Origin of the sequence: Geoglobus acetivorans (assembly GCF_000789255.1) — an archaeon.
GTDB classification, from domain to species: Archaea; Halobacteriota; Archaeoglobi; order Archaeoglobales; family Archaeoglobaceae; genus Geoglobus; species Geoglobus acetivorans_B.
Genome location: NZ_CP009552.1, coordinates 718,977 through 735,639, shown reverse-complemented (window position 1 = coordinate 735,639; position 16,663 = coordinate 718,977). Strand labels below are relative to the sequence as shown.

Annotated in this window: 27 protein-coding genes and 1 tRNA gene; 26 read left to right on the top strand and 2 right to left on the bottom strand. The window is 48.7% G+C overall.

The window, feature by feature from the left end:
• The first annotated feature begins 23 nt into the window (after positions 1-23).
• From GACE_RS04240 to GACE_RS04165, 18 genes are all read left to right on the top strand, one after another.
• Entirely contained in the window at positions 24-1,172 is a 1,149-nt protein-coding gene (locus GACE_RS04240) for a phage portal protein (RefSeq protein ID WP_048091457.1), read from the top strand.
• Positions 1,169-2,707 (top strand): phage head morphogenesis protein, encoded by a 1,539-nt coding sequence (locus tag GACE_RS04235; protein ID WP_048091455.1) that lies wholly within the window; start codon positions 1,169-1,171, stop codon positions 2,705-2,707. The genes GACE_RS04240 and GACE_RS04235 overlap by 4 nt, the downstream gene beginning before the upstream one ends.
• Positions 2,708-2,732: 25 nt before the next feature.
• On the top strand, positions 2,733-3,056 hold the full coding sequence (locus GACE_RS04230) for a hypothetical protein (RefSeq protein ID WP_148305918.1): 324 nt from the start codon (positions 2,733-2,735) through the stop codon (positions 3,054-3,056).
• Positions 3,057-3,086: 30 nt separating this feature from the next.
• Entirely contained in the window at positions 3,087-4,403 is a 1,317-nt protein-coding gene (locus tag GACE_RS04225) for an HK97 family phage prohead protease (RefSeq protein WP_048091451.1), read from the top strand.
• 4 nt (positions 4,404-4,407) lie between these two features.
• Entirely contained in the window at positions 4,408-4,809 is a 402-nt protein-coding gene (locus tag GACE_RS04220; RefSeq protein ID WP_048091449.1) for a DUF2190 family protein, read from the top strand.
• Positions 4,810-4,813: 4 nt separating this feature from the next.
• Positions 4,814-5,611 (top strand): encapsulin, encoded by a 798-nt coding sequence (locus GACE_RS04215; protein WP_048091447.1) that lies wholly within the window; start codon positions 4,814-4,816, stop codon positions 5,609-5,611.
• 30 nt (positions 5,612-5,641) lie between these two features.
• Positions 5,642-5,875 carry a hypothetical protein gene (locus tag GACE_RS04210; RefSeq protein WP_048091445.1) on the top strand — a complete coding sequence of 78 codons (234 nt, stop codon included), beginning with the start codon at positions 5,642-5,644 and terminating at the stop codon, positions 5,873-5,875.
• 30 nt (positions 5,876-5,905) lie between these two features.
• On the top strand, positions 5,906-6,112 hold the full coding sequence (locus GACE_RS04205) for a DUF7444 family protein (protein WP_048091443.1): 207 nt from the start codon (positions 5,906-5,908) through the stop codon (positions 6,110-6,112).
• Entirely contained in the window at positions 6,109-6,489 is a 381-nt protein-coding gene (locus GACE_RS04200; protein ID WP_048091441.1) for a hypothetical protein, read from the top strand. The genes GACE_RS04205 and GACE_RS04200 overlap by 4 nt, the downstream gene beginning before the upstream one ends.
• 34 nt (positions 6,490-6,523) lie before the next feature.
• Positions 6,524-6,670, top strand: coding sequence for a hypothetical protein (locus GACE_RS11645; protein WP_158413802.1), 147 nt, complete (start codon positions 6,524-6,526; stop codon positions 6,668-6,670).
• Positions 6,633-7,124: a MarR family transcriptional regulator gene (locus tag GACE_RS04195; protein ID WP_148305917.1), complete on the top strand. Its 492-nt coding sequence runs from the start codon at positions 6,633-6,635 to the stop codon at positions 7,122-7,124. The genes GACE_RS11645 and GACE_RS04195 overlap by 38 nt, the downstream gene beginning before the upstream one ends.
• Before the next feature lie 213 nt (positions 7,125-7,337).
• On the top strand, positions 7,338-7,511 hold the full coding sequence (locus GACE_RS11640) for a hypothetical protein (protein WP_158413801.1): 174 nt from the start codon (positions 7,338-7,340) through the stop codon (positions 7,509-7,511).
• A complete protein-coding gene (locus GACE_RS04190) occupies positions 7,508-7,825 on the top strand; it encodes a hypothetical protein (RefSeq protein WP_048091437.1) in 318 nt (105 codons plus the stop codon). Before GACE_RS11640 ends, GACE_RS04190 begins: the two co-directional genes overlap by 4 nt.
• A complete protein-coding gene (locus tag GACE_RS04185) occupies positions 7,797-8,108 on the top strand; it encodes a hypothetical protein (protein WP_048091435.1) in 312 nt (103 codons plus the stop codon). The genes GACE_RS04190 and GACE_RS04185 overlap by 29 nt, the downstream gene beginning before the upstream one ends.
• Positions 8,105-8,533 (top strand): phage virion morphogenesis protein, encoded by a 429-nt coding sequence (locus GACE_RS11195; RefSeq protein WP_052400219.1) that lies wholly within the window; start codon positions 8,105-8,107, stop codon positions 8,531-8,533. The genes GACE_RS04185 and GACE_RS11195 overlap by 4 nt, the downstream gene beginning before the upstream one ends.
• Positions 8,526-9,047, top strand: coding sequence for a hypothetical protein (locus tag GACE_RS04175; RefSeq protein WP_048091434.1), 522 nt, complete (start codon positions 8,526-8,528; stop codon positions 9,045-9,047). Before GACE_RS11195 ends, GACE_RS04175 begins: the two co-directional genes overlap by 8 nt.
• Positions 9,046-9,119 (top strand) — tRNA-Gln (locus tag GACE_RS04170). The genes GACE_RS04175 and GACE_RS04170 overlap by 2 nt, the downstream gene beginning before the upstream one ends.
• A 64-nt stretch (positions 9,120-9,183) precedes the next feature.
• On the top strand, positions 9,184-10,260 hold the full coding sequence (locus tag GACE_RS04165) for a DUF3383 family protein (protein WP_048091433.1): 1,077 nt from the start codon (positions 9,184-9,186) through the stop codon (positions 10,258-10,260).
• A 78-nt stretch (positions 10,261-10,338) separates the two neighbouring features.
• Here the strand turns inward: GACE_RS04165 and GACE_RS04160 are convergent, their stop codons facing one another.
• Complete coding sequence (locus GACE_RS04160; protein WP_048091432.1) at positions 10,339-10,728, bottom strand: hypothetical protein; 390 nt, start codon at positions 10,726-10,728, stop codon at positions 10,339-10,341.
• Here GACE_RS04160 and GACE_RS11400 point away from each other — a divergent pair.
• From GACE_RS11400 to GACE_RS11635, 3 genes are all read left to right on the top strand, one after another.
• The gene (locus GACE_RS11400) at positions 10,719-10,892 is read left to right on the top strand and encodes a DUF2080 family transposase-associated protein (protein WP_084063663.1); all 174 of its coding nucleotides are present in this window, start codon (positions 10,719-10,721) and stop codon (positions 10,890-10,892) included. The genes GACE_RS04160 and GACE_RS11400 overlap by 10 nt on opposite strands.
• A gap of 39 nt (positions 10,893-10,931) precedes the next feature.
• Entirely contained in the window at positions 10,932-11,333 is a 402-nt protein-coding gene (locus GACE_RS04155) for a hypothetical protein (protein ID WP_048091431.1), read from the top strand.
• An 89-nt stretch (positions 11,334-11,422) separates the two neighbouring features.
• A complete protein-coding gene (locus tag GACE_RS11635; protein ID WP_048091430.1) occupies positions 11,423-11,626 on the top strand; it encodes a hypothetical protein in 204 nt (67 codons plus the stop codon).
• 164 nt (positions 11,627-11,790) lie between these two features.
• Here GACE_RS11635 and GACE_RS04145 read toward each other — a convergent pair whose 3' ends face one another.
• Positions 11,791-12,711, bottom strand: coding sequence for a hypothetical protein (locus tag GACE_RS04145; protein WP_048091428.1), 921 nt, complete (start codon positions 12,709-12,711; stop codon positions 11,791-11,793).
• A 218-nt stretch (positions 12,712-12,929) separates the two neighbouring features.
• Here GACE_RS04145 and GACE_RS04140 point away from each other — a divergent pair, with 218 nt between their 5' ends.
• From GACE_RS04140 to GACE_RS04120, 5 genes are read left to right on the top strand one after another with little or no spacing between them, the layout of a single operon-like run.
• Positions 12,930-14,474, top strand: a complete 1,545-nt coding sequence (locus tag GACE_RS04140; RefSeq protein WP_048091426.1) for a phage tail tape measure protein — start codon at positions 12,930-12,932, stop codon at positions 14,472-14,474.
• A 36-nt stretch (positions 14,475-14,510) separates the two neighbouring features.
• Complete coding sequence (locus GACE_RS04135) at positions 14,511-15,029, top strand: phage baseplate protein (RefSeq protein WP_048091425.1); 519 nt, start codon at positions 14,511-14,513, stop codon at positions 15,027-15,029.
• 1 nt (position 15,030) lies between these two features.
• Entirely contained in the window at positions 15,031-15,318 is a 288-nt protein-coding gene (locus GACE_RS04130) for a hypothetical protein (protein WP_148305916.1), read from the top strand.
• A complete protein-coding gene (locus tag GACE_RS04125; RefSeq protein ID WP_048091422.1) occupies positions 15,311-16,177 on the top strand; it encodes a hypothetical protein in 867 nt (288 codons plus the stop codon). The genes GACE_RS04130 and GACE_RS04125 overlap by 8 nt, the downstream gene beginning before the upstream one ends.
• Entirely contained in the window at positions 16,174-16,653 is a 480-nt protein-coding gene (locus GACE_RS04120) for a Gp138 family membrane-puncturing spike protein (protein ID WP_048091420.1), read from the top strand. Before GACE_RS04125 ends, GACE_RS04120 begins: the two co-directional genes overlap by 4 nt.
• The last annotated feature ends 10 nt before the right edge of the window (positions 16,654-16,663 follow it).

The window sequence follows — 16,663 nt, the reverse complement described above, 5'->3', positions numbered from 1 at the left end:
AGTCTGCTCTGCCAGACAACCCCATGCTTAAAACGATACGTCAGAAAATCTTCTCTTCCTTCAAAACCAAATCAGCCGACTATCGGTCAGAGAGGATCCAAATCTTCCCGTTCGCAAACCTCAGCAATAACCTTGCATTCAGCACAGCCGTCATCGGCAACTACCAGAACTACGAGGAAGCGTACTTCACGAGCGTTGACATTTCTACAGCGATTGATCTGATTGCTCATTTTGCAGTTACAGAGTTCCAGTTTTCCGGCTCCGAGCAGGATGTTAAAAAAGCTGAGATGTTCGCAAGGGAAATGAAACTGCGAACGAGACTGATAAACGACATCAGAACGATGCTGATCTATGGCAACGCCTACGAATACCTTGCTGACAGCGAGATAGGAATCGAGATGCAGTTTCTCAATCCGAAGAATGTCAAGGTCAGGATAGACGAGTACGGTGATGTCGTCGCCTATGTCTATTCCGTGGCCGGAGAGGAAAACGATCTGCAGCCCGAGAGGGTCCTTCACTTCGCATACGGCAGAATTGGCAACTCACCCTATGGCTACAGCCTGGTACATCAGGTTTACAACCTTCTCAAGCTTAAGCAGAAGCTCGAGCTGATGGCCGCAATTCTCGCCTACAAGATGGGACACCCGCTCCTCCACGCCAAGGTGAAGAACCCTGCGATGATTCCAGAGGTCGAGAAGGTCCTGCAGAACAGGGTTCAGACGAACTATGATGCGACGAACGTTGAGGATCAGATAGCGATAGTCAACCAGATCGTCACCGACGATGCTGTCGATTTGAACGCAATCAGCAGCCAGCTCGACCTGAAGGGTCTCGTGGAAATGATACAGTACTTGCAAGGGCAGATAGACAAGGCATTGAAAGTACCTCGTGTTTTCTATGGCGAGCCTGAAGGTAGCAACAGAGCGACTTCATACAATCAGCTCAAGACATTCAGTCTGTTCCTGCAGTCGCTCAGGTCTGCAATCAAGGAGGAGCTTGAGGCAAAGCTGTTCCCGCTTCTCGGCCTCGATGTTGAAATAGAATTCGAGGAGATTGTAATCGAGGACGAGATGATCTGGGGTGAGCTTGCAACCCAGCTCTACCAGGCCGGAATTATCGACACGGACGAGGCAAGGAAGCTGATTGGGTTCTCTCCGCTTGAAGAGCAATGAAGGGCGACAGAATTTCTCAGCCAGCAACCTCACCAATACCGAAAACCCTGCAGGCTGAATTCGCAAGAGAGCTGAAGAAGCTCAGCAGGTCAGCGAAGCAGAGGATTGAGCTTATGCTCAAAGCGGCACACAGAATTGATGATAGTCTGATCTCCGAAATTCAAAGTGTTCTTGAGCAGGAGCTTGGACACGAGAGGGCAAGAAGATTCATCGAACGCTATTTACCTATCTTCTGGGAGAGAGGGGCAGCTTTTGCAGGGAGGATGCTGAAAAAATACGGAATAGAGGTGAGGATCCCGAGCAGCATGTTCAGCATTCTCGATCAGGAGACTCTCGACCAGTTAAAGAATTTGCAGCTCGATCTTGTCAAGTCTCTCACGGATGAGCAGAAGAAAAAGCTCGCTTTAAAGATAAGGGAGGGACTGCTTGCAGGTAAGTCAGTGAGAGAAATAACCAAGGACGCTCTTGAAGTTGTCGAAGAAACGAAATGGAAGATTGAGAGAATCGTAAGGACTGAAACCGCGAGAACCTTCAACCTTGCCGCTGCAGATCGATATGAGAGGGCAGGTATAAAGAGATGGAGGTGGCTGACGGCTCTTGACGAGAGAGTCTGCCCGGTCTGCAGCAGCAGGCACGGAAGAATCATCAGCGACAAAACACAGCTTCCCCCACACGGATCGCACCCGAACTGCAGGTGCACGATAGTCCCCTATCTCCCGAAGAGCAGAGAAAAGAAGCCAGAACCAGAAATTGTAGAGATCACGGGTGATAAAGAGCTTGATGAGAGGATATCGAGGGCACTCTCAGATTACGAAAACCTCCTCAGAGAGGAAGGTAGCTTTAGCAGGGCTCTAAACCGGTTCATTCACAGAGAGCCTATCAGCGTTTCCGAGGCTGAAAAGAGAGGTAAAGAGTACATCAGGTTCTTCGGTAAGGGTGGTCCGGAAGATGTCAGGAGTTACATCCAGAATGTCCTGCCGTACAGGATTAACAGTAAAGTTGTTGAGAGAGCTGGTAAGGTGAAGATAAGAACAACCGCGGGGAGGACGTACAAGGGCCGGTATTACCACTCCAGAAGAGAGATCCAGATCAGCAAGCATTATGGCGAGAAGGAGAGGACGTTCATGCACGAGTACGGGCACCACCTCGATCACACGCTCTATCTCGAGGAAACAAGGAAGTTCTTTATTGCGAGGGTAAAAAAGCACGGATACAGGCTCGAAATGCTGAGAAAGCACGAGCAGTACAGCCACCTCGGTTTCGACATTTTCCACTTCGACGGATTCGACCACATAGACCCGTATGCTGGTAGAATCTACCTCGGAACGTATGTGGATGAACATTACAAAAGACTCAGGAAACTCGTCGATAATCCCAAACTCATTGAAATAGACCCTGACATAAGGAACAACTTTCATACCGAGCTGTTAAGTGTTGGAATGGAATACTTCACGAAGGAGGAGCTGATGAAAGAGCTGTGGGAGAAGGACAGGGAGCTGTTCGGTTTCATTCTGTCTTTGCTGAGGGGAAAGTGATATAAGGGATGGAGGCTGAAGTAGGATGATGGAATGGAAAATCGTGCTGAAGCACGAGAACGGGATTGACAGGGTTGAAATCGTGGGGATTGGTGAAGACCCACACAGGCCAGCCGACATAATCACTACTTCCAGGGGACCGTTTGGTAAGAAGACTCTTGAAAAGATCCTCGAAGGAGTCAGGAAGGGGGTTCCGGTTATAATCCCTGCGTTCTCGGATAAGGATCTCTACGCCTATGCCTATCACGCTGGAAGAATCGCAGATGAGGATCCGGGATGGAAGTACGAGTCGAACCTGCCTGAGATAGTCATTCCAGAAGAAGAGGATGGGGAATTGCTGATTATCTGATTTTTAAAGTCCGCTCAACCCCTATTTTGCATGCAACTGATAGTAAAGAGCCTCCAGGTCAGCGACAGCGATAAGAATGTCTATGTTGAGGGCTACGCTTCAGCAGCGGTCAAAGACCTTGATGATGAGATAATAACGGAGGAAGCACTGAAAACTGCAGCTGAGGAGCTGAAGCAGGAGCCGTACAACAAGGTCTTCGTCAACCACAAGTACGACGACATCCCGATCGGAAAGATTGTAGATGCTGCGGTCAGGACGGTCGAAGGAGTCAGGAAGCTCTGGATCAAGGTCGTGCTCAACAAAGCCCATCCGATGTTCGAAACCGTTTACAGGTCCCTCAAGGACGGTTTCCTCGACGCGTTTTCGATAGGCTTCAAGGCCCTTGAGAGAGCTGGGAACAAGATCAAGAGGCTGAAGATTCTCGAGGTGAGCCTCGTTGGCATTCCTGCCAATCCTGAAGCTGTTGTAGACACAGTTTACGAGAAGATGTTCAGGCCTTCTGAGGACGACATTCTCGTCAAGGGCGTTATCCCTGGACATCCCTGGAAGTACGGCAGGGATGCAGAATCCGGGTGGAGCAAGCCAGCTCTCAGCGACTTCACGGACAAGAGCTGGGACGAGCTGAGCGATTTTGAAAAAAGAAGCATCGCTGGCCACTTTGCGTGGTCCCCTAAGAATCCTCCAGAGAAGTTCACGGACCTCAAGCTTCCCCACCACGACCCTAAAACTCACGCTGTTGTGTGGAGGGGTGTTGTTGCGGCGATGGCGGCTCTGATGGGTGCGAGAGGTGGGGTGGACATCCCGAGTGAGGACAGGAAGAAGGTGTACGATCACCTTGCCAGACACTACAGGGAATTCGGCAACGAGCCACCCGAGTTCCACTTCCTTGATGAATTCGTGACCAAGCTGAAGGAATTCATCGAAATCGAGCAGCCTGCTTTAAAAAGTCTGGATTCAAAAGCGGCGAACATGAGTGAAGAGATAGAGAAGAAAGTGGAAGAACTGACCACAGAGATCGAGCGACTCAAGGCAGAGAACGAGGAACTCAGGAAGAGACTCGCAGAGTACGAGGAAAAAGAGAAGGCATCGATCATCGAGAAGATCAAGAGGGTTGCGGCCATCACCAAAGCCGAAGTAAATGAGGAGGAGTTGAAGAAGGCGAATGTCATCGAACTCAAGCTCGTTTACGCTGATCTCGCTGACAGAGTCATCTCTCACAAGACCGCCGAGAAGGTCAAGACTCCTGTCGACAATTCTGAGGGTTTCATTGAAACAAAGTGGGGCAGGGCTGATGCTCGCAAGGTTGCGGAGCTGAGGAAGATGCTCGGAATTGAGGGGGAGGTGTGAGTAGATGGTTCTGGTGTATGTTGAGGGGAGGTCCATCAAGGCAACTGCAGGAGCTGCGATAACCGCAGGACAGCTTGTCGAACTCACTGGCGACGAGACCGTAGCTCCGACCTCTGGGGCCTCGAGCAAGGTTCTCGGAGTTGCGATGAAAGATGCTGCTGCGGGAGAGCAGGTGACCGTGATCACCGAGGGAGTCGTGGAAGTCACGGCCGCTGGAGCGATAAGTGCTGGGGATCTCGTTCAGAGTGCTGCGAACGGTCAGGTGGAAGTGTTCTCCGCGACGAAGACCTACACGGACTCGGGAGGAAACACTGTCTCTGTAGATGATGTCACGATGGTTGTCGGGAGGGCGATAACCTCCGCGGCAGCTGCGGGGGATAAGGTAAAGATAAAGCTGGAGGTGTGATGGGATGGCGGTCATAACTTCGGATATTCTGCCGGCCGAGCTTCTGCAGGCGATAAGCGATGTCGTTGTTGTGCAGGCCAGGGCCACGAGGGTTGGAAGGAACCTGGTGCAGACTGAGAAAGTCGACAGGGGAACGCAGGTCTACAAGTACAGGAAGTTCACGGGATTCAGCGATGTCCAGGAGATCCCCGAGGGTGCTGAGTTCCCGCTTGAGGGTGTGCAGTACACCGAGGCAACCGCATCGATCAAGAAGATCGGTAAGGGGTTTTACATAACAAGGGAGGAGTACCTCGGAAACAAGATTCACAGCATCGGACAGCTTGCGAGAGATGCCGCGGAGGTCGTGGCCCTCAAGGAGGACGAGATGATCATCAGCGAGCTCGTTAACAACGCTGGAAAGACTCAGGCTGCAGCTGCGGCATGGAGTTCGACTGGAGATCCGTACGACGATGTGTCTGCAGCTCTCGCAAAGCTCGAGGAGGTCAACGTGAAGCCCGACGTGCTCGTGCTGCACCCCTACGAGGCCGCTGACCTCAGGAGAATCGATGTTGACGCGAAGATGACATACGCCCAGCTCATCGAGGGGCTCGGGCTGAAGGTCATTGCTACCCCGAAGCTCTCGACCGGCACGGGCCTGCTCCTCGACACAAGAAGGGCTGGTGTGCTCGTGATTGCTGAAGACATAACGATCGAGGGACCAGAATACAGGCAGGAGAACCAGTCGTATCTCGTCAACGTCTTCGAGAGGATCGTTCCGGTCGTGAGATATCCGGACGCGGTCTGCAAGCTGACGGGAATCTAACCCCCTTAATTTTTTGTCAGGGGGCCTGAAATGACAGCGTTTGACAGAGATGCGGTGCAGTTACTTGGAGAGCTTAACGGTAAAGTTGACAGAATACTGTGCGAACTCCAGAAAATCAGCGATAAGCAGAAAGATCACGAAGATAGGCTCGATAACCACGACAGGGTGATCGAGCGGCACAGCACGTATTTCAGAGTCGTCGGTTTTGTCGTGTCAATCATCGTTGCTGTTCTCGGAGCGATAGTCTCCTTCTTCAAATCCTGATTTATAAAGTCCGTTTTTTCAGCCATTCACATGAAAGTCAGAAATGTGTCGAACTCTGTTGTGTATGTAGCCGACAAGACTATCGAGCCGGGCAGAACAGCAGAGCTCAGCAAGGATGAAATGATGATGTCAGGTGTCAAGGCTCTCATCGAGAATGGAGAGCTTGAGATTGTTGAAGAGAAAACTGAGGAGAAGAAGAGGGAGAAGAAAGCACAGAAAAAGAAGAGTGAGCCATGATAACCGTCGCAGACGTCAGAACCCTGCTCGGGGATGCTTACTCGACCAAACCTGACGACACAACAATACAGAACTTCATCGATCGAAGAAAAGAGGAGCTGCAGGAGCTTATAGGCACAGATCCAGCTTCGGCACCTTATCAGAGCCTCCTTAAGAGGTGGCTGCTGAGCAAGGTCTGCTGCGATGTTCTCGCTAATGACCTGCTCGGTGTTGACTCTGCAGACGTTCTCGAGTACAGCATAGGAGATCTCAGGGAAAGCAAGAGTCAGAATGTCAAGCTGAAACTCACGTGGTTTGAGACTTTCAATGAATCCGCTGAGCTCGCTCTCAACACGTACTTCATCAAGACGAGAGGTTACAGAGCCGTCCGGCTTTAGAAAGTGATAAGCGTAGTGCCGCCAACTCTTTTCCGTGGACAGGGGAAGAAAGCTGATACGGCAGCTGAAATATTTAATAGAGGACCACTTCCCCGAGCTCGAGGTTGAGTACTCGAGGGATTCTATCCTCATAAGGGTCAAAAATGGCGACTCAGGAAGAGGTTCTGCAGGCTATTCTTGACAATCATGGCGTGATAAGCTTCAGGGATCTGAAAGAGTATTTTGGGATAGGCAAGTCTGGCTCTTCCTGGCTCCCTCAGCGTTTGAGAAGTCTTGAAAACAAAAAGCTGATCTACAGACTGAGAATTGGGAGCGAGACTTTCTTTATAGCAGATCCAGATCTGCTCGAATTTGAATCACGTGGAAGACCTGCAGGGTCAATCAGGATCAACGCATTCATGGAGCAGAAGCTCTTGAGCGTCCTCAAAAAGAAGAAGATAATGACCAAGTGGCAGCTGAGAACGGCCCTCGGATGGGACGACAGAACCTTCGGCAAGTACCTCAAGTCACTCCTCGAAAAGAACATGATAATCGAGTGGCACACTGGAACGGTAACGCTCTACTTCACCCCCGACACACTGAATGACATAGCCAACCAGTACTACGAAAAGCTCTACAGTAATTTTCAATGCTGACATCAGCATTAAACTGAGTCTCTTGGGTAGCCTAAAACTCAGCTGAACTTGACCGTTTTGTGAACTGCTCCGCCCTTACGGACGGAACTTCCCGCTTCATCGAGAGAACTTGCCCCTCGATCACCTTCCGATATGGAATCTTGCTGTAGCCAAATGAGTAAAGTGGATCATCTGAAGTTTTTGTTTAATAAAGTCTGCTTCTGCCCTGCTGTTATGGTCCGGCTGAATGAAAACCAGCCACTCTGGATGCCTCAGGGGAGTGTCAGGGCGATAATCGCGCTTGCGATCGTCATTGGATACATCGTGATCAACAGAGCCGTGGACAAGGAACTCGTGATGTTCGTGCTTGGGTTCTACTTTGGCTCGAAGATGGGGGAGAGACGATGATGCTTAATGTTTTTGATGACAGGAGGGGTACAGTTTTCCACGTTGCAGCTGGAGGTCTGACATACATTTTCCCGACGATGTTCGTGATTTTCTTTGCATACGAGTTTGTAGAGCACATATATCTCAAGGGAGCGGAAAGAGAGGTGAACTTCCTTGGAGACGTGTTCGAGTTCAGTTTCGGGGTTATGCTGATGCTCCTGCTCGCGAAGATGCTCGGATGCGCCGGCATGATTCTTTTTGCAGTATTTCTGATTGTGCTGTGGATTCTGATGGGCAGGTGGGACCATGAGCTTCGAAAAAATACTCGAGAATAAGGGAACACTCGTAAATCTAATCCAAATAAGCAAAGTTGACAATCAAGGTTATCTCGAAGTTCAGGAAACTGTCGTCCAGGCGAAAATGATAATTCTCCCACTTAAATCTGAGGAAAGACAGTTCTGGCAAGAAATTGGAATTTCAAAAGCCGAGATGAAAGCTTACACTGATGTGGATCTGAAAACTGGGTGGCAGGTGGAGGTTGACGGGAAGAGATACACTATAAGGGCTTACGAGAACTACGGAACTTATAAAAAAGCGATTCTGGAGGCGATGGAATGATCAAAGACATCAACAACATCCCAGAGCTGCTGAACTCGATACCAAAAGAGAAGGAGGGGATTTTGATAGCAGCTGGATCTTTTCTCGAGGGGAAAGTTAAGGAGAAGATAACTCAGGGCGATCCAGACTGGCCACCACTGAAACCGGAAACTATCAGGCGGAAGAAGTCGTCAAAACCGCTCATAGATACTGGAAGGCTTAGAGATTCCATCACTCACAAGGTTGAAGGTGACAAAGCACTTATCGGGATTTTTGCAAGGGACGTGGTGATATACGCAGCAGTTCACGAGTTTGGATCCCCAAGAAAGAACATCCCCGAGAGGTCATTTTTGAGAAAAACATTCGACGAGCAGAAGGACGAGATTGAAAAGCTAATTGACGCTGAGATTGAAAAAGTCCTGAGGAGGTTCACGTTCCATGCTTGAAAGCAGGGTACACTCGGAGCTTTACAGCCTGCTTGCAAATCACAGCTGGAGTTATCAGGGCCTGCCTGTGAGTGTCAAGATTTTGAGGGCAAAGCAAGTGGTGGATGATGTGCAGTTTCCTGCGATTTTCATAGATTACGGAGATGCGTCACTCGACAGCAGAAACACTCCGATCAACGAAATCCTAAGCATTGATCTCATTCCCGCAAGCGACGGTTTGCAGGATTATCGCTACGAGAAGGGTGTTGTTGTTAAGCAATCAATTAACCTCAATCTGTACGATAACGACCTCCGCAGAATTGCCGAACTGCAAGAACAGCTGTTTTTGCTGTGTAAGACGATGAATTTGACCGGTGTAACAGTCTTCCAGGTAAACCCGCCCAGAATTCTTGATTTTACCGAGGAAGGCTACATCTACAGAAGGCTTGTCGAGGTCGTCTGCAAGTTCGTTGTTAGCTATGAGGAGATTTACAAGACAATTGAGGATGTCGAAACAGGTGTTCAGGTTCAATAGCCCGGTGGTGTAGCTGGACAATCATGGGGGGCTTTGGACCCCTCGACCCCGGTTCGAATCCGGGCCGGGCTATTCCGTTTTTTAAAGTCTAAAGCTCTGCGAACCCCTATGAGAAAATCAGAAGAGGTGATGAAGAATGCCGACGGCTGAGTCAGCAGTAACAATCAACCTCCAAGATGCAACAGCCGCAGCTCCAGCGGAGACATACGGAGAGGTCATTGTTGTCGGAGAAGATCCCAGCAAACTGACGTTCTTCAATCAGGTCAAAACATACTACAGCCAGTCGGAAGTCGAGGCAGATTTCGGAACTTCCTCGCCCATTTCTCTTGCGACGGCAAAAGTGTTCGCTCAGGGAGTACTGAGGGTTAAGGCTGTCAACGTGATGAAGGACGACGGGACCGGAAACGCTGTCGCAGATTATGTGACTGTTCTCGCAGATCTGGAGGACAAGAAGGTGGATTACGACATAATGGTCGTGACGATCGATGCAAGCGACGCAAACGCTCAGACCGTTGTGGACCACGCTGGAACTTATCACAAGGTTCTCGTTCTTCCGTTCATAGGTGATGCTACAAGTGCACAAACCGCATTTGCAGCTCTGACTGCCAACGAGTACGTCTTTGCCGTCGCTCACGATGACGTGAATTTGTCTGCCGGAGAACTTGGCGGTGCTGTGGCAGGAGTGCTTTCAAAGCTCCAGCCGTGGATTCCGCCTGAGTGGTACAATGTGCAGGGAGTTAATGCGGCAGGCTACAAGTCCTCAGAGGTTGACTCCCTCGAGCAGAACAACATTGCAACCATTGTCGATGTGGGGAAAGCTGTCATCTCGACCGCCAAGAGCCTCGATGGCTCGTGGATTGACATTCCGAGGACCAAGGCTTACCTCGCAACCGAAATAAGGAACGCCCTGATTTCTCTAAAGCTCAGGCTCGCCAACATGGGTTCGAAGATTCCGTATTCTCCGGCTGGAATCCAGACAGTCAAAGCAACGATCGAGCAGGTTTTGAGAGTAGCTCAAAACCTTGGAGCTCTGAGAGAGGACTACGTGGATTCTGACGGAAATCTGGTTAAGGGCTACGAGGTACAGGTGCCGGATTTCGATTCAATCAGTGACGCAGACAAATCCGCGAGAATCCTCAGGAATGTCAGAGTTACTGCCTACCTGAGCGGGGCCGTCAGCAGGATAACGCTCGATCTTGTAATAACGCTGTGAGCATTTTTATAATCTTTATAGCTCCCTGCACAGCATCCGACTTGCCTCAGGCATTGGACCCACATCGGCAAGCCGCTTTCACGCAGGTGAGCTGAGATACAGATTCACCATCACCAACAAATGCCTTCTGAGGCTTGTAAATCCATAATCCATATCCTCAGCTATCACCTCCAGCTCTTTCGAGTTATACACGAAAGAGTACAGAGCATAAGCAGAGTATTGGCGAGATTCAATTTCTTTTTTCAATTTTTCGAAATCAATCTTTGATTTTGCCGTAAGGTTGTATCTGCTAAAAGTTTTGAACCTGATTCTCCTCTCAACTGCAGCTGCCCATCTATCGTATTTCTGTATGATTTCAAGTTCTGGATCATCGAAGTTTTCATGGTGGTTTTTGCATAGCCATCTAACTCTCTCGTCTTTGATCTCCACATCACAGTAAATCTTGCTCTGATGTTTCGATGTGGACACAAAATCATGCATCAACATTGCCAGAACAATTCTTTCCTGATCCTCTGTATGAAGTTATTGAGAAAGTTGTCAAAGATGGTGGAAATTCAGGCAGGGTTTACGTTCCAAAAGCTTGGGTTGGAAAGAAAGTCAAGATAATTTTGCTTGAACCGCTTAGTGATTGAGGATCTACCATTTTTAAAGTCTGCATTCATTGACTCTTCATGGTTTTTCAGTACAGTATTAAGGACATAAAAGTGTTTGTCGACGGGAGAGAGATAGAGGGATTGATAGAAATAGGTATCTCGCCGAAGGGTGATCAGGACGCTGTAAAGCCCATCAAGGACTGGAGCGGAAAGACGATAGGCTACTCAATTAAGGACGATACCGATTGCGAAGGATCCATAACAATCCAGGCCTCGAGCAAAAACGTTCCCCAGCTCATTCAGCTTGCAGCAAGCAAAAAGCAGGTTCAGATCGTGATCGCAGCTGAGAACAGAGATGCGCTGAACTTCAGCAAGATAACTGCCGATGATTGTATCTTCTTCTATCCAGAATTCAAGCCAAGTGCTGAAGAAGCAAATGCCGAATTCAGGTTCATCGGAACGAACTTCAGGATCGAATAATTTCAAACCATTTTTGAGGAGGTGGTAATCTGGAGGTAAATATCGGTAGTAAAAAATTCATTCTGGAAAAGCCAAGCGGATACAGGCTTTTGAAAGTTGTTGATGAAGGCAAAGATGCAGCTGACCTGATGAGGGATCTGATTCTCGTGTGTGTCAGAGAGCCTGAGCTGGCTGCAGAAGATGTTGAGAAAATGGATGCCGAGAGTTTCTTCACACTCTCAGCGAAAGTGAATGAACTCATAGCAGATGACCTAAAAAAATTGCAGACATTGATTCAATCGAGCGTGAAGTAAGGGAGGAGATCGGGCTCTATGTTCTTGCGAAAGAGCTGAATGTTGATATCGACGAAGTCAAGAGTTGGCCAGCTGAGAAGATTCTCAGGTGGTCGATTGCTCTGAAAGTGATGTCTGAAGAGATGAATAAAGCTGTAAAGTCACCAGAAAGTCCGGGAAAGCACTTATTTGTTTTCAGGTAGTTTTTTGTCATGCTGTCGATCCTTCTTAATCAACTCAACAGTCACTATGGAATTCCACTCTGCAACACTTATTTTGTCGTCTTTTCTTAAAACAATCAGTCTTTCGTCGAATAGATCTGCAATGTATCCTTCCAAGTTCCCGAATTCAGTTTTAATTTGGACATAAGGATATTTATCGAGATATTTTACATTTAATAACAATTTCAAGAGCCCACGCATATTTCTATGATTTGAGATAGAAGCTATGAAAGCCATAAACCCCATGTACCCCGAAAACACGAGTACATAGCGCATATTTTCTGAAATTTGTACGTTTTTACCCCCATAAACGATTGAAACTACGAAAACAATCCACCAAAGTGTCCCAACGGCAAACATTTGGAGGAGATCAGTGGCGTTTACAATTCGTTTTGATTTATGTAGCCATTCCCCTACATTATCTTCATTCTCGTTGTTGTTCAGTAGCTTTTCAGTATGTAGTTTAGATTTGGAAATGTACCTTCTTATCAAGGATGACATTAAGAATGGGATGGCGTTAATGAATGTAGAATAAACTAAAGCGGATGTGACATCCCCCAAAGCATACAATAGAATAACCCAGAGAACAACAGAAAGAAATATGCCTGATATACCACCTACAAGTCCTGGCCAGAAATCCGGTGATCGATAACTCACAAAGTCTTTGAGGCATGCATCTATGGGGTTATTATATGACTTCAGAAATCTAAGCCATATTTTTCTCCGCTCGTTTTCTTTCCGTTTTTCAAACCAATTACCGATATAATGACTGAATAGTAGAATCAATATCGTGAGAAACGAAACCACTATAGTATTTCCAAGATTTGACTCCACTAAAATGCTTGTCACTGCTTCCACTATGACATTATACTCACTTTGAGCCATACTCTACCTAAAGCCAAATTGTTGATATTAATTTATCTTCTTCAGCTCTTTTACAAGAACATTAAAGTTGCAGTCTTGCTCTTCACTATTCCATAACATGCATTTTTCTTGACGACAAGGTGCAGTGACACCTATAAATGGGCATTCAAATTTATCTTTACCCCATTTACCACCGAGCATATTCTCTCTTTTAAAGTCTGCAAAATTTAACTCTACCGATGGAAGCTCTCAGAAGTCTCTATGTCGTCATTCAGCTCAAAGATCAGATAACCGATCAGCTCAGACGAGTTAATCATGCAGTTGATAGCGTAAAATCGGGTGTCAAAAATCTGACGGAGACTATTGAGCAATACAAATGGGCCGTTGTGGGGGCTGGAGCCGCACTGTCTGCTTTTGCGTATGGTGGTTTCAGGTTCTTCAGCGACGCAACCAAGGAACTCGCCAATTTTCAGGATGCAATGAGGGTGTTCAGGGCCTATGCTGGGGAAAATGCAGATGCAATTCTGAAAGCGATGGAAGAAGCGGCTGAAGGAACTATCGACAGCACTCAAATGATCTTAAATGCTAACAGAGCAATCGTCATGGGCATCGATCCGGAATACTTGCCGAGGATGATGAGAATAGCCAGAGCTGCAGCGAGAGCGATGGGAACAGATGTGCAGTACATGTTCGAGTCGATAGCAGTTGGTTCAGCTCGTCAATCTAAGCTAATACTGGACAACTTGGGGATTATCGTGGATGCTGAAGCAGCATACGAGAAATACGCTAAACAACTCGGTAAAACTGCCGATCAGCTTACGGAAGCTGAAAAACGGCAGGCTTTTCTCAACGCAGTGATGGAAGCCGGAGAGAAACTTGTGAGGAAAGTGGATCTTTCCCAAGAGACACTTAACGAACAGCTAATGAAATCAAGAGTTGCATGGCAGGAATTTAAGAAAGCATTGGCTGAAGGCGCATTACCGACAATTAAAGCGTTCACGGAAGGTTTAGAGGGACTGACTGCATGGCTCAGAGATTTACCCAAACCAGTTAAAGCAGTTATAGGAACATTTGGGGTCCTTGCAACTGGTGTTTCTGCGGTTGTAGGGCCATTACTGATGCAGGCTGCTGCATTGGCTCTTCTAAAAGTCCAGATAATCCAACTTACTGGAACGACGAGTCTTCTTGCTGGTTTAAGGGTGATGATGCTCGGATTTGCCAGTTCAGTGTGGGCTGCAATCGTCCCGCTCTTACCTATAGTGGCCATGATCGGCGCAGTTGTAGCAGCAATTCTGCTCCTCCAAGATGTCCTCGTCAAGGGATGGGACAAAAGCTACCTTGGAAAATTCGTCGGCTGGCTCCTCGAGAAGCTACCATTCCTAAAGTCAGTTGCCGAGGCAGTAGGGAATGCCTTCAACTTGTTAAAACGGGTCTTCAACTGGGTTACAAGTTCAATCAAGAACCTCATAACTTGGATCCAGAACGCTTGGAAAACTCTCACAGAAAGTCCTGTCTTCAAAGCCGTTCAAGGTTTGCTTAACCTGACTCCTGCTGGAATTGGATTAAAAGCGACGACCACGATGATAACCGAACATCGCTTACCTTCGCTGAGCGAGATCGTGCCCAAACCAGCTCAGATGATCTCGACTGTTCAGAGCAAGGTTGAGCACAAGCAAATCAACGCTCCAATCTCGATCAAGATTGAAGGTGTGAAAGATCCGGAAAAAGTTGCGGAGCTTGTAGAACGAAGGCTTGAAAGAAGGTTTAACGCGATAGGGGTATAAATGTCTCTTTTTTAAGTCTCCACTTACCCCTCAATTATGGAAGACATTCTACTCGGGGATGTCAGATTTACTGCCATAGAGATTGTCGATCTATCGGAATCCGTAGTTATCCCAGAGCACAGGGTCGAAGATGGCTATCCGATAGCAGACAACATTTTCTTTCAGCCTGCGGAGTTCCAGCTCACGATCACCCTGCTTGAGGAAGAAGTTGAGACGCTGAAGCAACTTTACGAGTCCAAGCAGCCGACGACATTAATCTGCAGGTTCGGGGTCTTCGAGGATGTGGTGATTCAGGAGCTGAATATGACGCAGGGCGGAAGCAGGAACACGTTCAGGGCAGTTATCAGGGTCAGGCAAATACTCAAGGCAAGGGCAAAGACCGCCGAGGTTCCGCTCTCAGACCTCGGACTGACCGCTGACGAAAGCGAGGCATCAGGAGGTGCGACAGCAACGTCCCCATTAGAGAAAGACGTGCCGGACGCTCCGACAAAGCAGGAAAACAAGAGCTGGCTGGATTCGATTTTCGACTGGTTCGGCGGATTGTGGGGTGGTTGAGTTGCCAGCTGTGAACGTGCTCCCGTTTGACGAAAAGCTCGGATACCCACAGAAACAACTCGTGAACGTCAACGGCAAGGCGTACATGCTTTTTTACCGCTGGAATTACGAGGGCAATTTCGCGGTGCTGAGGATCCGCAGGGTTGAGGACGACACGGCTGTTTTTGAAGGAAAGCTCACGATGAAGAACCCGATGGAGGTCAAGGATCCGACGACTTACGATACGCTGTTCACGATCCTGCCGTGGAAGGTTGACGAGTCCGTTGCGGAGGTGTGGGTGTTTGCCTGAGGTCTTCGACCGCTACGTCGAGCTCCAGGTCGGCTCAACAGTCATGACTCTTGACGAGTTCGACATCGAATTCAGCATTGAGAACGACACCGAGGCGACGGCGGGACAGGCTGAAATAACGGTTTACAACCTCGGCAAGTCAAAGCAGGCATTCAAGAAAGATGAGGTCGTCCAGCTCAAGGCCGGCTACCGCAACGATTATGGGATGGTCTTCTACGGCATGATTCGGAAGGTTTGGGACGAGAAGGACGGGGCGGACGTTAAGACGGTGGTCGAGGCTTCGGATATGACCAGACAGCTCTGGAGCCTGAGGCCGATCTGCAAGAAATACCCGAAGGGCACGAGCATCAAAACCATCGTGGAGGAGCTGTTCGGTGAGGCGGGAATCCCTATCGGAAAAATCGAGGATCCGGGAGTGACGCTAAAGAAGGACATGGTTTTCGGCGGAAAAACAACGAGCACACCGTACACTGTTCTAACTGAGGAAGTCCTCCCGTTTGTGAACGGGGAGCTCGCGAAGGGGACGGTCCTCGATGGGGGATTTGCGACGCTGATGAGGAGTGCCGAATACACGTGCTACGTGAAGAACGGTATGGGGTATTTTGTCAGGAAGGGCTTCCAGGACGTCACGGTCATCGTGCTCGACTCGGAAAGCGGGCTCATGGAAGTGCAGGACGTCAGCGACGAGGACAACGACACGGCCTATAAGGTCCGCGGTCTGCTCAACTGGAAGATCAATCAGGATGCGGTCGTGAAGGTTGACTCCATGCTCGTGTCCGGACTGTTCAAGGTGAGGAAGTACAAGCACGTCTGCAAGGGTGAACAGTATTTCACCGAAGCCGAGGTGGTGCCGGTATGATCGACAAGCTCCTGAGGCTGATTGACGCTAAGCTTGACAACATCAACACCGTGGCGCTCGGAATTGTCACGCAGGTTGACAACTCGAGGCTTCGGTGCAATGTCAAGCTGAAGCACAAGATTCAGGGCAACGAGATCGAGCTGTTCGATGTCCCGATCGCATGCCTGAGGAGTTCGGTCGGGACGATATATGTCCCGCTCAGAGAGGGAGACGTGGTCCTCGTGCTATTCTCGAAATACGAGCTGGAGGAACAGCTTAAGAACCGCGACACGGTGGCGGTGAATGAGCTTCTGAGGTTCAACATCAATGACGCCCTCGTTTTCGGCGGATTGTTTACGCTGGCCGATTCGATTCCGAGCATAAATCCCGACAGGATCAACATCATCGGTGACGTTTACATAGACGGGGACCTCGATTTTAAGACTATCAGGGGAGTTTCTGCGGACAGCGGAAGCTGGCATCCGCCGGGAGTCTGAGTTTTCCTAT

What these genes read in the sequence shown, in the direction of transcription:
- GACE_RS04205 (WP_048091443.1), top strand. Translation starts at nt 5,906, where the DNA reads ATGAAAGTCAGAAATGTGTCGAACTCTGTTGTGTATGTAGCCGACAAG.
- GACE_RS11195 (WP_052400219.1), top strand. Translation starts at nt 8,105, where the DNA reads ATGATCAAAGACATCAACAACATCCCAGAGCTGCTGAACTCGATACCA.
- GACE_RS04155 (WP_048091431.1), top strand. Translation starts at nt 10,932, where the DNA reads ATGGTTTTTCAGTACAGTATTAAGGACATAAAAGTGTTTGTCGACGGG.
- GACE_RS04175 (WP_048091434.1), top strand. Translation starts at nt 8,526, where the DNA reads ATGCTTGAAAGCAGGGTACACTCGGAGCTTTACAGCCTGCTTGCAAAT.
- GACE_RS04120 (WP_048091420.1), top strand. Translation starts at nt 16,174, where the DNA reads ATGATCGACAAGCTCCTGAGGCTGATTGACGCTAAGCTTGACAACATC.
- GACE_RS04200 (WP_048091441.1), top strand. Translation starts at nt 6,109, where the DNA reads ATGATAACCGTCGCAGACGTCAGAACCCTGCTCGGGGATGCTTACTCG.
- GACE_RS04240 (WP_048091457.1), top strand. Translation starts at nt 24, where the DNA reads ATGCTTAAAACGATACGTCAGAAAATCTTCTCTTCCTTCAAAACCAAA.
- GACE_RS04185 (WP_048091435.1), top strand. Translation starts at nt 7,797, where the DNA reads ATGAGCTTCGAAAAAATACTCGAGAATAAGGGAACACTCGTAAATCTA.
- GACE_RS04135 (WP_048091425.1), top strand. Translation starts at nt 14,511, where the DNA reads ATGGAAGACATTCTACTCGGGGATGTCAGATTTACTGCCATAGAGATT.
- GACE_RS04210 (WP_048091445.1), top strand. Translation starts at nt 5,642, where the DNA reads ATGACAGCGTTTGACAGAGATGCGGTGCAGTTACTTGGAGAGCTTAAC.
- GACE_RS11640 (WP_158413801.1), top strand. Translation starts at nt 7,338, where the DNA reads ATGGTCCGGCTGAATGAAAACCAGCCACTCTGGATGCCTCAGGGGAGT.
- GACE_RS04230 (WP_148305918.1), top strand. Translation starts at nt 2,733, where the DNA reads ATGATGGAATGGAAAATCGTGCTGAAGCACGAGAACGGGATTGACAGG.
- GACE_RS04215 (WP_048091447.1), top strand. Translation starts at nt 4,814, where the DNA reads ATGGCGGTCATAACTTCGGATATTCTGCCGGCCGAGCTTCTGCAGGCG.
- GACE_RS04225 (WP_048091451.1), top strand. Translation starts at nt 3,087, where the DNA reads ATGCAACTGATAGTAAAGAGCCTCCAGGTCAGCGACAGCGATAAGAAT.
- GACE_RS11400 (WP_084063663.1), top strand. Translation starts at nt 10,719, where the DNA reads ATGTGGACACAAAATCATGCATCAACATTGCCAGAACAATTCTTTCCT.
- GACE_RS04195 (WP_148305917.1), top strand. Translation starts at nt 6,633, where the DNA reads ATGGCGACTCAGGAAGAGGTTCTGCAGGCTATTCTTGACAATCATGGC.
- GACE_RS04165 (WP_048091433.1), top strand. Translation starts at nt 9,184, where the DNA reads ATGCCGACGGCTGAGTCAGCAGTAACAATCAACCTCCAAGATGCAACA.
- GACE_RS04220 (WP_048091449.1), top strand. Translation starts at nt 4,408, where the DNA reads ATGGTTCTGGTGTATGTTGAGGGGAGGTCCATCAAGGCAACTGCAGGA.
- GACE_RS04235 (WP_048091455.1), top strand. Translation starts at nt 1,169, where the DNA reads ATGAAGGGCGACAGAATTTCTCAGCCAGCAACCTCACCAATACCGAAA.
- GACE_RS04140 (WP_048091426.1), top strand. Translation starts at nt 12,930, where the DNA reads ATGGAAGCTCTCAGAAGTCTCTATGTCGTCATTCAGCTCAAAGATCAG.
- GACE_RS04145 (WP_048091428.1), bottom strand. Translation starts at nt 12,711, where the DNA reads ATGGCTCAAAGTGAGTATAATGTCATAGTGGAAGCAGTGACAAGCATT.
- GACE_RS04190 (WP_048091437.1), top strand. Translation starts at nt 7,508, where the DNA reads ATGATGCTTAATGTTTTTGATGACAGGAGGGGTACAGTTTTCCACGTT.